20 protein-coding genes are annotated in these 13,861 nt (G+C 65.3%); 1 reads left to right on the top strand and 19 read right to left on the bottom strand.

Annotation, left to right across the window (positions count from 1 at the left end; genetic code table 11):
* Positions 1-191 precede the first annotated feature (191 nt).
* The 4 genes from QPR87_RS18765 to QPR87_RS18780 form a co-directional block, all read right to left on the bottom strand.
* The gene (locus tag QPR87_RS18765; RefSeq protein ID WP_285050788.1) at positions 192-353 is read right to left on the bottom strand and encodes a hypothetical protein; all 162 of its coding nucleotides are present in this window, start codon (positions 351-353) and stop codon (positions 192-194) included.
* 133 nt (positions 354-486) lie between these two features.
* Positions 487-612, bottom strand: coding sequence for a hypothetical protein (locus tag QPR87_RS18770; RefSeq protein ID WP_285050789.1), 126 nt, complete (start codon positions 610-612; stop codon positions 487-489).
* Positions 612-812, bottom strand: coding sequence for a hypothetical protein (locus tag QPR87_RS18775; protein WP_116221898.1), 201 nt, complete (start codon positions 810-812; stop codon positions 612-614). Before QPR87_RS18775 ends, QPR87_RS18770 begins: the two co-directional genes overlap by 1 nt.
* A gap of 3 nt (positions 813-815) precedes the next feature.
* Entirely contained in the window at positions 816-1,640 is an 825-nt protein-coding gene (locus QPR87_RS18780; RefSeq protein ID WP_285050791.1) for an N-acetylmuramidase domain-containing protein, read from the bottom strand.
* Positions 1,641-1,724: 84 nt separating this feature from the next.
* Here QPR87_RS18780 and QPR87_RS18785 point away from each other — a divergent pair, with 84 nt between their 5' ends.
* Positions 1,725-1,931 (top strand): hypothetical protein, encoded by a 207-nt coding sequence (locus QPR87_RS18785; RefSeq protein WP_285050792.1) that lies wholly within the window; start codon positions 1,725-1,727, stop codon positions 1,929-1,931.
* Here the strand turns inward: QPR87_RS18785 and QPR87_RS18790 are convergent.
* The 15 genes from QPR87_RS18790 to QPR87_RS18860 all read right to left on the bottom strand — a co-directional run bounded on the left by QPR87_RS18790 (position 1,912) and on the right by QPR87_RS18860 (position 13,820).
* Positions 1,912-2,166 (bottom strand): phage holin family protein, encoded by a 255-nt coding sequence (locus tag QPR87_RS18790; protein WP_285050793.1) that lies wholly within the window; start codon positions 2,164-2,166, stop codon positions 1,912-1,914. The genes QPR87_RS18785 and QPR87_RS18790 overlap by 20 nt on opposite strands.
* A 144-nt stretch (positions 2,167-2,310) precedes the next feature.
* Positions 2,311-2,625: a hypothetical protein gene (locus QPR87_RS18795; RefSeq protein WP_285050794.1), complete on the bottom strand. Its 315-nt coding sequence runs from the start codon at positions 2,623-2,625 to the stop codon at positions 2,311-2,313.
* A gap of 12 nt (positions 2,626-2,637) precedes the next feature.
* Positions 2,638-3,378, bottom strand: a complete 741-nt coding sequence (locus QPR87_RS18800; RefSeq protein ID WP_285048143.1) for a hypothetical protein — start codon at positions 3,376-3,378, stop codon at positions 2,638-2,640.
* A 9-nt stretch (positions 3,379-3,387) separates the two neighbouring features.
* On the bottom strand, positions 3,388-5,229 hold the full coding sequence (locus QPR87_RS18805) for a hypothetical protein (protein ID WP_285050795.1): 1,842 nt from the start codon (positions 5,227-5,229) through the stop codon (positions 3,388-3,390).
* 16 nt (positions 5,230-5,245) lie between these two features.
* On the bottom strand, positions 5,246-7,471 hold the full coding sequence (locus QPR87_RS18810) for a phage tail protein (protein WP_350310465.1): 2,226 nt from the start codon (positions 7,469-7,471) through the stop codon (positions 5,246-5,248).
* Positions 7,422-7,790 carry a DUF6950 family protein gene (locus QPR87_RS18815; RefSeq protein WP_285050797.1) on the bottom strand — a complete coding sequence of 123 codons (369 nt, stop codon included), beginning with the start codon at positions 7,788-7,790 and terminating at the stop codon, positions 7,422-7,424. The genes QPR87_RS18810 and QPR87_RS18815 overlap by 50 nt, the downstream gene beginning before the upstream one ends.
* A gap of 14 nt (positions 7,791-7,804) precedes the next feature.
* On the bottom strand, positions 7,805-8,401 hold the full coding sequence (locus QPR87_RS18820; RefSeq protein ID WP_285050798.1) for an NRDE family protein: 597 nt from the start codon (positions 8,399-8,401) through the stop codon (positions 7,805-7,807).
* Complete coding sequence (locus tag QPR87_RS18825) at positions 8,392-9,174, bottom strand: hypothetical protein (protein WP_285050799.1); 783 nt, start codon at positions 9,172-9,174, stop codon at positions 8,392-8,394. The genes QPR87_RS18820 and QPR87_RS18825 overlap by 10 nt, the downstream gene beginning before the upstream one ends.
* 3 nt (positions 9,175-9,177) lie before the next feature.
* Complete coding sequence (locus tag QPR87_RS18830; protein ID WP_285050800.1) at positions 9,178-11,544, bottom strand: phage tail length tape measure family protein; 2,367 nt, start codon at positions 11,542-11,544, stop codon at positions 9,178-9,180.
* A gap of 3 nt (positions 11,545-11,547) precedes the next feature.
* Positions 11,548-11,742 carry a hypothetical protein gene (locus QPR87_RS18835; protein WP_285050801.1) on the bottom strand — a complete coding sequence of 65 codons (195 nt, stop codon included), beginning with the start codon at positions 11,740-11,742 and terminating at the stop codon, positions 11,548-11,550.
* Between the two features lie 122 nt (positions 11,743-11,864).
* Positions 11,865-12,233 carry a hypothetical protein gene (locus QPR87_RS18840; protein WP_285050802.1) on the bottom strand — a complete coding sequence of 123 codons (369 nt, stop codon included), beginning with the start codon at positions 12,231-12,233 and terminating at the stop codon, positions 11,865-11,867.
* 9 nt (positions 12,234-12,242) lie between these two features.
* Positions 12,243-12,668 carry a phage tail tube protein gene (locus QPR87_RS18845; RefSeq protein ID WP_285050803.1) on the bottom strand — a complete coding sequence of 142 codons (426 nt, stop codon included), beginning with the start codon at positions 12,666-12,668 and terminating at the stop codon, positions 12,243-12,245.
* A gap of 59 nt (positions 12,669-12,727) precedes the next feature.
* Complete coding sequence (locus QPR87_RS18850) at positions 12,728-13,159, bottom strand: hypothetical protein (protein WP_285050805.1); 432 nt, start codon at positions 13,157-13,159, stop codon at positions 12,728-12,730.
* Complete coding sequence (locus QPR87_RS18855) at positions 13,156-13,485, bottom strand: head-tail joining protein (protein ID WP_285050806.1); 330 nt, start codon at positions 13,483-13,485, stop codon at positions 13,156-13,158. The genes QPR87_RS18850 and QPR87_RS18855 overlap by 4 nt, the downstream gene beginning before the upstream one ends.
* Complete coding sequence (locus QPR87_RS18860; protein WP_285050807.1) at positions 13,485-13,820, bottom strand: DUF2190 family protein; 336 nt, start codon at positions 13,818-13,820, stop codon at positions 13,485-13,487. The genes QPR87_RS18855 and QPR87_RS18860 overlap by 1 nt, the downstream gene beginning before the upstream one ends.
* Positions 13,821-13,861 lie beyond the last annotated feature (41 nt).

Here is a 13,861-nt window from a genome sequence, read left to right on the forward strand (position 1 = left end):
CAGACAGTTCCTCCACAAAACTCACCGCTTGGCGCGGTACGGCTCGGTAACGTCGCAATGCATGGGAGGTTCCCGAAACGACGCACGGACAAGGCACGGTGATGATGGGCCGCCGACGTGGAGACCAGTGCGGTTTGAAGCGCCCTTACCACGAAAAAACCCCGCCCCGGCGAACCGAGGCGGGGCGCAGGTCAATTATTGTGGCGCTGATCAGAGCGCTCTTCAGCGTCGAGCCTCGCCACCATGGCATCAAACAAGCTCTTAGCTTCGTCGTCCGTCAGCTTCTCGAACTTCTGTCCCTCAGTCTGCCGGTATTCCGGGTCATGTAGTTCGGGAACGAATTTTTGCCCCATCTCTTCACCCTCCGCCTGACTGATGCGGGGAGGCTAGCATGGAGACAAATAGATGCCGAATCCTGACATGCACACCGGCAAATTTCTGCCGACCTTCTCCACGACGCACGAGTGTTGTGAGGCTATCGGCGATTTATGAAGCACAGAGCGGCACCCCCATCGCCTGCGCCGTGATCAGCACCGCAGCCGCGAAGGTGGCGCCGGCCGCGAGGCCAGCGACCAGGGATGCCGCCAGCGCGGCCTCATAGGGCGCGCGCACTACCTTACCCCCCATCTCGCGAAGATCGCACCCGACAGGCCGGCCGCGGCGACAGCGGCGGCGATCACCGCCTCGACGTTGATGGTCAGCATGTGCGAGGCGGCATCATAGCTGACGCCCCAGCCGCCCAGCAGGCCGGCCAGCATGGTGAGCAGCGGCGACAGGACATAGATCGCCATGCGGACGAAAACGGAATTCATGGCTCAGTTCTCCTTGAGAAGGGCGGGCCAGGTCTTGGGCCCGATGATGCCGTCCTGCTTGAGGCCGGCGGATTTCTGGAAAGCGATGGTGGCAGTGCGGGTGTTGGCGCCGAAGATCCCGTCCACCCCGCGCGGATCGAAGCCGAGCGCGGTCAGGCGCTGCTGGGCGTGGCGCACCGCGTCCCCACGGCTGCCAAGGCCGATCTTCGGACAGGCCGGCGCCAGCGTATCGGGGATGGCCTGCCAGCGCTTGAAGGCCGCCGCCAGCTTGGTGTGATAGCCGTGGGTGGCATAGCCCGGCCCGTTGTAGCCGCGGGCGAAGGCCGACCAGTCATGCCGGCGCAGTTCATCGTCCAGCCCCTCGGAGATGATGAAGCTGATCATCGCCTCCAGCTGCGCGGCCTCGCTGTGGCAGAAGGCCTCGACCATGTCGCCGGGCGTCGCAAAGCCTGCGGCCTTGTGGTTGCTGCCGAGGATCTGCCCCAGCCCCCAGCTGGCCGAGCGCAGCGCGGCATTGGCGTCGATCTTGATGGCCAGCGCCAGGCGCGGATAGCTGTCCTTGGGATAGGGCTTCGTGCCCCATTTCTGATAGGCCAGCCCCGAGGCCTCGGCCGCGGTGCGCTTCTGTCCCGGCCCCAGTTCGAGGTAGAAGCGATGCGGCTCGAAAAGCATCTTCGGCCGGCCCTGGCTATCGAAGCCGCCGCCCGAGGTCTCGACCTCGATCACGGCGCGAATCTCGTCCTCGCCGACGCCGATCAGGCGCCCGACCCGCGGCACGTCGATATCGGTGAGCCGCGTGGCGCGGCCCTTGAAGCCAGATGGATACATGGTCTCTCCAAAGGAAAAGCCCCGCGCGAGGCGGGGCGGTCAGATGGGGTTGCAGCCGGCGGCGGCGGGTCGCAAAACGCCGTCATGAAAGCGACACACGACGACAAGACCTTCACGCTGACCGGGGAAATCTGGTCGACCACCTATCCCCTGGACGAGCTGCCGAAATGGCTGCGCTGGTATCGCAGCCGGAAGGCGCGGTTCCCCAAGGCGGGGGATGCCTACGACCCGACGATTGCCGCGCTGGAGGCGCTGGCGGCCGAGCTGGGCGTCACGGTGCCTTCCGATTGACCCACCGCTCCAAGGCCGCGCAGATGCCGCGCGGCCCGAGGTAGGACAGCACCGCGATCAGCGCCACGGTCTGCGAATTGGTCAGATCCAGATACTCTCCGGCACCATCGCCGATCAGCGCCATGCCGATGGCCATCGGGATTTCCCAGATCATGAACAGGCCGAATGCAGGCCGGCGCCGAGATCGAACCTCGCCGGCATGCCACATGAGGCGGCCAGCGACGGCCGCGACCATGGCCGTCCCTGCCCCGCCGATAAACTTCTGCATGGCCTCGATAAGGCCGGGTTCAGGTGGCGCGTCCATCGTCTCTCCTGTCGGGCATTAAAAAACCCCGCGCGAGGCGGGGTGAATGGGCGATATCGGCAGAGCCGGTTCCCCTCAGATCACCAGGCCTCTTTCGAGCGCCTCGCGCCAAGTGCAAGAAAAATCCCGTGCCTGCATGGTCTGATCCGCATCTAGCTGGACAAAACGGGCAGGAATCCAGGTGATGGTGGTCAGCCACCCATCGCCCTTGATCCACAATTCAGGGGGCAGCGAGAACGCGAGTTCTCCGGCATAATCCCCAAAGTTCGCGTCCATCACGAAAGCCGGCGTGAACACGCCGCTTTTCCCCTCGATGACATGCAGCAGGTCTTTAACCTCTGGGGCGGAATGCGGCACCCGAACGGTGCCGCGAACTGGCGTGTAGTCCATCACCCTGCCCCCTCAGACCGTGACGCCCAGATCGGTGCAATAGCGCCGGATGTCGTCGACCATTGCAGCATTCTCGTCCGAGGTCAGGACCGCGCTGAACTTGGCCCAGAGCAGCACGTCGCACTCGCCGCCATTGGTGACATAGGCCGAGCCAAGGCGATAGCGCCGGCGGGCCGGAAATCTGGGCTTGGTGACACTGTTCAAGAAGGTCGCGCCGGTGGTGACATTGGTGATCCGGTTCTGCGCCGCAGCCTGGCACAGGTAGAGGCGGTAATTCTCGACACCCCCCGCGCTGACGCCGGCGATGGAAGGCTCGTCGTCATCAACCGTGGTGCCCCGCCCTGCCCCGTAATTGACCTGCCCGGCAGCGGAAATGTAAAGCCGCGTGCCGGCCGTCACGGTCGAGGTGTCCTGCTTGACCGGCGGCCCGGTATAGGTGCCGAAAAACGCCGGACGGTGGGCATCGTCGGCCAGAGTGTCGAACGTGCGGCAGACGATGAAGTGCGTCTCATCATCGACCTCCCAACTCGGGGTCTCGACAAAGTTTTCGAAGCCCTTGAACCGCCACGAGATGCCATCGGGCGCGCGGACGGGCGTGCCGTTGATCTCGCCGTCGGCCCGGTCAATGGCCCAGTTGCGGCCCGGATCGTCGGCATCGCCGAGGAAAAGGTAGTCGAGCCCGCGCATCACGGGCGGCAGGTATTTGCGGGCGCGGGAGCGTGCGGGCTGGGCCGTGCGGATGACAAGCGACATGGTATATCCTCAGAAGTTGCCGGTGGATGCGCAGGCGAGCGCCGCCGCCACTGCGCGGAAAAGCTCACGGCGGCTGGCGCCGGTGGAATGGATGGTGTCGCCGATGGTGCGGACGATATGCCCGGTGACCGGATCGGGGACCGCCGGTGACGGCGTCAGGTCATAACCCGCCTCGGGCGTGTGCATGGCCCAGGTCGGCGCCAGAAGCACCGGGCCGGTCGCCTCGGCCGCCGCCCGCAGCATGCCTCGGATCGCCGGGATATAGCCGTCGGTCCAGACGGCGTTGCGCGCCGCGTCCCATGCCGTGCCGGGCAGCGAGCGCACCACGGGCGCGGTGGGATAGGCCGCGTGCCAGCGGCGATACACGAGGCTGTCCATGTCATAGATCCGGTCCTCGATCTCGGCTGTCGGAATGTCGCGGATATCGTTGGTGCCATAGGCCTGCCAAAGCACGGTCGGGACCGTCAGGCTGTGGCGGGTGACATAGAAATCGAAGTCCAGGACATAGCCATTGCGGATATCGTCCGGATCATCCCCGCCCGTGGCGGCCCTCAACATGGTGTTGCGCAGCATCTTGTCGGCCGTGGACATGGCGTTGTAGAGCGCCTCGTCGCCCGGCGCGAGCGGGCTGACCCGCGTGGTCACGTCATAGGTCAGGTCCTGCAAACAATGGCCCGGCTTGCCCTCCCCCAGCTGCGCCGGGGCATCGCCACCCGGCTCCGACCAGAGCGTGCCGATGAAATCGGGCTCGTATCCCCATTCCTCCAGAAACGCAGCGGACAGCGCGGTGCCCGAGCGCCAGGTGCTGCTGGATCCGACGGACAGCATCACGGGGGCACCACCCACAGACGGCGCTTTCGGCGCGGCATGGACGGTCAGGGGCAACTCGACAAACGGCCCGCCCGTGTCGTCATGGCTCCGCAGCTGGAGCGCGGCCGATGCGCCGAGCGCCTCGGCATCGGCCTCGACCCGGGCATCGCCATAGCTGACGCCGCCAGCCACCCCGGCCAGCACCAGGCGCATCCCGCGCGCGTCCTCGCGGTTGGCGATCAGGCTCATGGCGTAGATCGGCAGCCGCTCGCCCTCCACGCCGTAGAGGTGCGTGCCGAAATAGGGCGTCAGGGCGGGCGGCGGTGCAGGCTCGTCATCATCGGCGCCAGACCACAGGACGAAATTGTCACTGCCCACCACCACGGGATAGTCGAGGCTGTCGATGCGCAGGAAGTCCAGCCCCGCCAGAGAGGCGCGATCCGGCGCCCAGCCAGCCAGAAAATCGCCGCGGGCATCTTTGATATGCGCGTCGAACGGGCTGCCTTCGACGGTGCCGAAGGTGAGTTTCTCCGCTTGTTCCTCCGCGTCGACGAACTGTTCCACATCGGCCGCCGCCGCCGTTCCGAGGTCGGCCACGTTCGCTTTGAGCGCAAGCTGCGCGTCAACCGCTACCTGATCGGGCCTGGCGTCCAGCGCAGCCGGCAGCCCGTCAACGGTATCGATAGGCTGGGTGCCGGTGTGATTGGCCCGCGCCCAAGCTGCCGTGGTGTTGGGAATAATGAACTGCACACCCCAGTAGGGGTAAGTCGGGAACAGCGGGTCCAGAGCCTGTGAGGACGGCCCCCGCAGATGGAGGTAGCTGCCCTCGGTTACGGCAATGCGCCCCAGCGCAGGGACCAGCGCCGACTGCCCGGCCTCTTCGGCGGCGGCACGGTTGGGATAGAACTTGCCGCCATCGGCAACCACGTCATTCCATAACGCCAGCAGCGCCGCATTGACGGCCCCCTCCAGCCAGTTCTCCGTCGAATATTGGTTCGGTGCCGACCCGGCGACGGGCAGGTTGAATTCAGGTGCCGGCATGGCAATTCCTCAATTGTCAGGGTGTTGTTGCTGTTGCGCTGGCCGAAAATTCGGACAGGTTGCCCCACTGGTCCCGCGCGCGGGTCCAGTAGAATCGGGTGGTTCCGGTGCTGAGCCCGGTTTCGGATACGGTGACCGTCACAGAGGCACCAGCATTCCGGCTGTCGAGTGCCGCCGCCGTCAGCGGGCTGTCGATGTCGTTGACATAGAACAGAAGCTCGTGGGCATTCAGGTCATTGGCCTGCTGCCCGGTGACATCGATCCGCGAGGCGCTGATGGCAGCCGCGCTCGGCTGCGGCGGCTGGTTCAGGCTGACGGAAGGACCGAGTGCGGCTATCGGGTCCGAAAGGATCCAATCCGACCGGCCATACATGCCGACCGTCCGCACCCTCACCTGATACAATGTCAGGGGAGCAGCGAGCGAGATCAGGCCGGAATAGACCCCGTTTTCATCTTCAGCACTTTGATCGAGGTATCCGCCCGCCCGCCAACTGGATGAGAGATAGAGGCGCCATTCCCACTCATAGCCAAGCGCAGACGGCGAGACTGATGCCGTCCATGCCGCCAGCACGCCAGCTGCAACGACACCGCCTGACACCTGCGTTGCAGCCGTGCCAGTGGTCAGCACCGGTTTCGGCGGCGGCAGCACCCGCGCGCCCGCAGCGGAAAACGCCCCGGGCAGCATGTCCTGCTCTTCGGCCTCGGCATCCCAGGCGGTGATTTCATCCGAGGTCTCGGTCAGCACCGCAGGCAGGCGGATGGTGATCGAATCGTCGTCATTGAGCCCGGCCGCCGGGGCAATGCTCTCGACCTCGTATTTGCCCTGCCAGGCGCTGTAGGGATAACCAAGGTCCACCTGGCAGACCGATCCCGAGACCAGATCGAAGCAATCGGGGAACAGCTCACCGCTGACCTGACGCTGCATGCGCGAGCGCCAGCCCATGATCTTGGCCACACGTTGCGCCTGACGGTGATCGGTCACGAAATCCAGATCGACCGTCAGACGCTTGCTGACTCCGCCATCCGCAGCCTGGGCGCCGGGAATGACATAGGCCGGCGTCTCGGCGCTTTCATACGCGCGATCCGGCGCCGGAAAGCGCGCGACCACCTCGGTGTGGAGATCGTCCGACGACTTCCAGCGCACCAGATTCAGCGGCTGGCCGTCGGTGACATCGGTGATGGTCTTGACGCTGGCGCGCTGCACCGCCGGCACGATGGCCAGCCTGCCGCCGATCCGGGTCAGCCGCGATGCGCCGGCATCCAGCAGCGGCCGCAACTGATCCTCGATCTCGGTGCCATCGGTGAAGGTCAGGATACCGTCGCAGCGATAGCGCGGGATGGTTCCCCCGCCCTTCACTCCCACCGCCTGCTGCGCGACATCCGCCGCCCAGGAGAACGTGTCGAGGCGCAGATATGTATCGGCATAAGGCCGCACCGGGTTGTTGCGCAGCGCATCAAGGACGATCAGGCCCTGGTTGCGGCTGAACTTCGTCTGGCCGTCGCGCGGATCCTCGACAAGCGACCAGTTGCCATCGACGTTCAGTTCGGGCGGGGTCGCGGGCCAGCGCTCCTGGCGCTCATCATCCGCACCGCATTCCAGCCGCGCCCACAAGACCGTGCGCCCACGCCATGTATCGGAGGCCGTGAAATAGCCGCTGGTCTCGCTGACGATCTGCGCCGGGCAGGCCGTCTGATCGCCCCGGCCGATCCAGTATCGCACATGGCCGTTGAAAGGCGTGTTGGTTGCCGTCGCACCGCCCGCGGCGAAATCGAATTCGTCGCCGGTCTTTTCGACCTCGCGCTTGTCGAACAGCACCTTGAACGGCCCGGCGCTCGGGCGGCTGTTGAGCAGGTAGCAGATATAAAGAGCGCGGCCTTTTACTGTCCACCCGACAGGCGTCCCCGGCGCCCAGGTCTTGCCATAGACGAAGCGATAGGCCGGCAACGAGGTCGGCCTGGTCAGTTCGGCGCGGACCTCATCCTGCCGGGGCTTCTTGGTCAGCAACTTGTTGGCGATCATCGACAGGCCGATGGAAGCGGCCATGGAAACGACACCCGCCACCACGGCATAAGCGAAGGTGCCGGCGGCCCCGGCACCGAAGATCGCGGTAGCCACCCAGGTTCCGACGGGTGCGGCGGCGGCCGGTTCCGCGGTCGCAAAACCGACCAGCGCCGTCGTAATCATCAGCAGCTTACGCAAGGTGCCATCCCCTGTCGGCGTTTCGCAATATCGCGAAGCCATCTTTCGATTTCCCGGCCCAGAGGCCGGGCATGATGCAGATGAGCAGGGCCTGTCGCCCGCGATGATCGGCCGAGAGAGCAAGCCCACCGGCCGCGTGACCGACGGCGAGGCCGCCTTGGGTGGCGAGCGTATGGGCCAGTGCCGCCAGACCGCCGGCGCGCCGGATCATCCGCGCCGCGGCGAGCGGCCCGCGATAGCCGCGCGCCGGCGCCATGGGATCGACACCCCAGAGCGCATCGAACACGTCGCAGGCCGCAGAACAGCAGTCGCACGGCCCCCACTCGAAGGGGCGCGACATGATGCGCTCGACCTCGGCCATGACCTGGTCGGGCGTTACGGTTCGGGCCACAGCGTCTTTTGCGCCTCGGCCTGTGCGAGGATCAGATGGCGCCCCGCCGTGTCCCCGGGAAAGTGCCGCTGCTGATCCTCGTGGCTGTGCGATATAGCCGCCATCGAGCGATAGGACGGCCCGGTGGTCATGGTGACGCTGAGGCCATACATGGTGACCAGGCTGCCGTCGCTGAGTTCGACCAGTTCGGGCGTCATGCCCATGGCATCGGCGACGCCCGACACGATCTCGACTGCGCCGATGAGTTGGTTACCGCCGCGCTCGGTCACCGCGCCGAGATAGACCCGTGCTTCGGCGCCCTTGATCGCGGTGTCGGTATAGTCTTCCAGCTCGGGAAAATCCGTCACGATGGCCATCGTGAATTCGGTCGGCACCCCGCCGAAGGCTTCCTCGGGAATATCGATCCGGCCGAACTTCCCCACACCCAGCCAGGTTTGCCCGGCCCAATCTATATCCCCTCCGTTGCTATGCGCGTGGAGCGGCGCGCCGGGCCAGTTCAGATAGGCCAGCACCACCGGGTGGAAATACGGCCCGCTGATCGCCGCCAGCAGCGCAGGCGGAACATTGCGGATCAGGTCCATGTGCCTGGCCTCTCGGTAAAACCGCCGACCTCATCGGCGAAGACCTCGCGGAAGTTCCAGGTGTAGGCCCAGTCGCCGCTCACCGGCTGGACGGCGCGCGGCAGGCCTCCATCGACCCGGAAAACCGCCTCGTCCTGCCCCGCGAGATTGACGCGCCCGCCGCTGATCGTCGGCACGCGGTCGAGCTTGAGCGTCACGTTACCGTTGCCGTTCGTCCTTGCCGGCCGCACGATCCGGGCAACCTCCCAGGACGAGGCATCGCCCAGATCGTAGATGCGGATGAAATCGCCTGGACGGGCCACCAGCGTATTTGCCGGCGCACCGGATATCGGCAGGTATCCCCAGAGGCCGGCAGAGGTCGGTGCGCCGCCGGTGATGACCGTCCCGACATAGATGGTCAGCGGCTGCCCGCCAGCGGTTTGCCAGGCAAGCGGATCCGGGCCGGACCCGGCACGCCAGGCAAGGCCGCTGCTGTTGTAGGCCCCACCCCGCCGCTCCAACTCATCGAGCCACCAGTTGATGGGCGAGGATTGCAGGCGCACGGCATGAATACCGCCGTCGAGCAGCTGCTTGAGCATTTCGCAATAACCTGCCCCCATGCGGCCTGCGGCCAGGGCCGAGACCTGCACCGTGGCGACCCGGCGCCGCCGCTGCGAGGCCTGTATCTGATCGCGGCCGGTCAGCATGGACCGCAAGCGCGCCGTGGGCGCATCCAGCGTCCATTCGGCACCAACCGCCCCGACAGGCGGCCAGGGAAAGACGTTGATCGGCATGCGCTACCCCAGGAAAGATTTGGTCTTCTTGTTCATGGCCCCGACCGAGCGGACGGAATCCCGGACGATGTTCTGCCGTTCGCTGGCGACGACATTGCCGGCGATGTCGTACATCGTGGCGGTCAGGTCGCCGACCGATCGGTCAAAGCCGATGGACATATGTCCGCCACGCGCGGACTGCCCCTTGGAGCCATCGATCACCGTTTCGTTCGGATGGAGCATCGCCAGGAAGCCACCCTTGCCATCCAGACCACCCGCGCGTGGGCCGGAAGGGGTATCGCCACCACCGTCGAAGGACAGCAGGCCGCCGATCGTAGAAATCATTCCGGAGCCCCAGGAGGTGCTGCCCAACAGCCCCATGGCGCCCTTGGTGAACTGCACCTTGGCAATTTCCATGGCCAGGTTGGCGATGGCCTCTCTGGCGGCGTCGGCACCATCCAGGACACTGCCGAACAGGTTTCTGAACGCATCCTGCCCTTTTTCCGTGGCGCTGCGCATGCGCTCCAGCGTCTTCTCGGCGGTTACATGAGCCTCGGCCATGTCCCGGATTTTCTGGGTCAAGTCCGGGGTGATCGCGACCCCGGCTTTCTGTGCCGCATTGAGCAGCTTCTGCTCCTCCTCGATCACCGCAAGCGCATGTTCCCAGTCGCCGCCGGCAGCGACCACCTTGGCGATAGCATCGGCTTGGCGCAGGTAAGCCTCGGTCTGGGACTGGATATCCGCCACCGAGCGCTCGAACCCGTTGAGCCGGTTGCGCTTGTCGGCACCGCCACGACCTTTCCGCGGCTTCTTCCGCGCGGCACGATCCCTTTCGCGGGCGGCATTCATCCGCACCTCGTACTCGTCCAGCGCCGCCCACTGGCGCTCCATCTCGGCCAATTCCGCGTCGATCATCTCCGGCGAGCGATAACCGTCCGCCGTATTGGCCTCGTTGAGAAACTGCTGCCTCTGTTCGGCCCTGCGGCGCGCCTTCTCGGCCTCAATGGCCGATCCGCCCGCGTCGAGAACAGCACTCGCCGCGCGGATTCCGGCGCGCTGGATCATGCCGCCGCCGATGGCCGAGATCAGCGAATAGGCACCCTGAAGCTCGGCATTGACCTGCGCCATGGCATGAGCCCAGGCCAGGGTCTGGCTTTCGGTGTCATGAAGTGCCGCCAGCGCATCGTAGAGTGCATCTTTCTGCTCATCGGTGATGTTCAGCGCCTCGATGGCGGCGACCCTCTTGGCGTGTTCCGCATCAAGTTCGGCCTGACGGACTTCCAGGGACTCCTTGCCGTACTCCGCGATCAGCTGGCTCATATGAAGCTGGCTCTCCATGGTAGCCAGCAATTCATTGGCCTTGGCCTCATCCGCCGCCCTGATTTCGGCCCGCTTCGCCTCGCCCTCCAGCAAGGCGCGCTGAAGCGGGATCATCTTCTCGTTGATGGCGTTCAGCGATTCCTCATCCGCCCCAGCGTCCTTCAGCGCATTGAGCTGGTCCGTGTAATCGTCGAGGTGCTGGCGCAGGGTAGTCAGGTAATCGTCCATGCCGCCTGGGGGCACGGGCTGGCTGACATAAGTGTAGATGTCGCGCATCGTGTTGCCGAGCTTTTCGGCCAGCGCAAGATTCTCCTGGCTGATCCCGCCAATGCCAAAGAAAGTGTCGCTCCAGCTCGACTTGAAGCCAAGCTTGCTGGCCGCCTCGGCGAGGTTGGCCGATGCGATGCGGCCGGCTGCGTCGATGCCGCGATCCCCAAACGCGTCAAAGCCCATATCGGAATAGGCTTTCGACAGGATGCTCGAAATCGAGGATCGGGTTTTCTCGGCCTCGATCATCATGATGCGGCGGGCAATCTCGGCACCGCGCTGCGCTTCCGCACCGAACTTCTTTTCCGCTTCACCCGTATAGAGCAACGACACGCTCAACGCGTCGTTATAGGTCGACATGCTTTCCTTGAGCGATTCGAAGGCGTCTTTGGTCTTTTTCGCCTCGTCCTTCGCGGGCATGAGCCATTGCACCGCCGCAGCACCGAAGCCGATCACACCGATGGTGGCCAGCGAGATCGGATTGAGCATCCCGACAAAGGCCGAGCCGAGTGCACGCAACGCCCCGACCCCACCGCCCATCTGCGTCAGCACCTGGCTGATCTGGGTGCCCTGCTGCAGCGCCAGTTGGAGCGGGTTCTGGCCAGCGGCCAGCATCACACCGATATCGTTGAACTGCGACACCAGGTTGGCGTTGGCGCCGGCGGCCGAGCGCAGATCACGCTCTGCCGCAGAAGCGGTATTCTTGAGACCGGAAATCTCGGTCTTGGCCTTGCCGATGCCGGCCGAAAAGCCGGCAGTGTCAAGGCCGAGCGTGGCCTTCAGGACCCCGACATTGGTCGCCATGCCTCATTGCTCCTGTTCGACTGCGCCCCAGGCGGCGACCAGCACGCGCAAGGCCGCTTCCTGCTGTTCCGGGCTCTGCGGCCCGCGGGTTTCCCGCTCATCGATGCGGAAAAATTCTTCGTATCGGGGCAACTTCCCCGCCATAGCCGCCCCGACCAGCGCCGCCGTGTTCCAGGCTGTACGGTTGCGCATGGTCATTTCGACCTGAAGCCGAGTGAGCGCACCATGCATCTGCATCGCATAGAGGCGCGGCGTCAGCGCCCAGAATCCGTCGGGCGGATAGCCTGACGAAACATAGTTCCGGTAAAGCTGCGCAAGGGTTATTTCGCCCGCCTCTTCCGCGGGCGGCGCCGATTTCCCGGCTTCGCCCCCGATGGCGGCAGATCGCCCTCTTGCAGGCTGGCCGCCCGAACAGCGGCGGCCAGGATTTCCGCGTTGCTGTCGAGGATCTGGCCTGCCAGTTCCAACGTCATGTCGGGGTCGTGCGATTTGAGACCACCGTAAATCAGGGCGCGGAGATCCCGCGCCCCGACCAGCCCTGCCGCGACACCACCACGCTCGAGCAGTCGCAGCATGGCAAAGCCGTTCTTGCCGGTCACGTCCTCGAAGACGCAAAGCGCCGACATATCGATGGTCAGATTATAGGCCCGCCCCTGATGATCGAGCGCGATCTTGCCCTGCAGGTTCATGCTTCCTCCTTACGGCCCGGGTACGGCCACAATCTGCGGCCGACCGGAAGGCTTGATGGTGATCGAAGCCGACAGCTTGCCCTCGGGCGAAATCTCTCCGGACTTGAACTCGGTCACGATGCCGGAAAAATTGAGTGCCACCGTTCCACCGGGGAAAAGCAGCTGGAATTCGCCCTTCCCGGCTTCGAAGGCGGCAAGCAACGGATCGGTAGCGCTCGGGACCCAGTTAACATCGAACGTGCAGTCCGAGGCCGTCTTCAGGCCGGCGATAAACTCGGCATAGGCGTCCGGGCTTTCGAGGTGGGTTGCATCGACGGTGTTACGCGACCAGCCCGCGGGCGTGATGCGCGTGACCTCGGCCACCGGCGTATAGCTGGCGCCGTCCTTGATGCCGAACCGGCTGCCAAGGCCGATCTGGGCGTTTGTCTCAGGCATGATCAGCCCTCCATGTGGAAAATGAAAAGAACCGCGCGCTGCGCGGTCCGGGGTTCGTGTCAGGGGCCGGCAGGCAGTGTGGCCTCTGGCCTGACCGTGGTGATTTCGAACGTCATCACCAGTGTGCCGACGTTCTGGATGCCATCGGTATTGCTGACGACCGAGGTCTCCCGCAGGAAGCAGAAGCGGTTCTGCGCCCGGATCGCCCCCAGCACGATGGCCTCGATCAGCTCGCTGTCATCGTCAAGGATATCCTCGACATCATCGCCGCCCTTGCGTCGCACCGCGACCTGCATGAGGGGCTTGCGCTCCGTGCTGGTCATTGTCTCCATGCGACTGCTGTCTTGTGGCGTCAGCACTCCGATTACCGGCAGGCTGTCGGCATCGACCGTGCCCGGCCAGACCTTGGGCGCGGTGAAGGCGGCAAAGCGCGGGTGCGCGGTAAGTGCCGCCCGCGCCAGCGCGCGGATCTCCGAACGATAATGGGTCATGGCGCCTCCTGAAGCTGGCATTCGCAGATCAGGAAGGCATCCGCAGCCGGCGAGCCGGTCGGGTGTACGACCATCACCGCAAACGTGCGGCCGTCCGGCACCGTGATACGGTCCCCGCGCCGGACCTCGGGCGCCAGGTCGCGCGGGACGCGCCAGGTCGGCGCGTCGATGCGCACGATCTGTCCGTCTGCCCCGTCAACCTCGAGCGGCGTTTCGCGAAACAGCGACATAATCGGCCGGGCACTGCCCGACCGCGGCAGGAAAATGACGGGATCGCCGAACGCGTCGGACAAGATCCCTGCCATCCCGTCGAAGATGCTGGGCATCAGCGGATCACGCCGTCCAGCAGCACGATGCCCTCGACCGCGCCCGCGATGGCAGCCTCCGCAACCGCGCCCACCAGGGTGTTGCCCGAGGCGGTAGTGGTGATGACCCCGTTGGTCGCGTCCCAGTAGATCTTTGCGCCGACCGCCCAGGCCTGCCCGGTCGCTTTCGGAAGCGCAAAGACACCCTTGCGCGCGATGGTGAGCGGTTCACCGATTGCCGCATCGTGCTCGGCCACGCCGAACAGCGCGCCGACCAGGACCGGAGCGCCGCTGGTGGTGTCAGCCGCAGCCGGGATCGTGAGATGATCGCCGACCTGGATATAGTTCTTTGCCATGAGTGTCGCCTTTCATGAGGGTGCAGAACGACGAAGGGCGC

Origin of the sequence: Paracoccus sp. SSJ (assembly GCF_030234105.1) — a bacterium.
GTDB classification, from domain to species: Bacteria; Pseudomonadota; Alphaproteobacteria; order Rhodobacterales; family Rhodobacteraceae; genus Paracoccus; species Paracoccus denitrificans.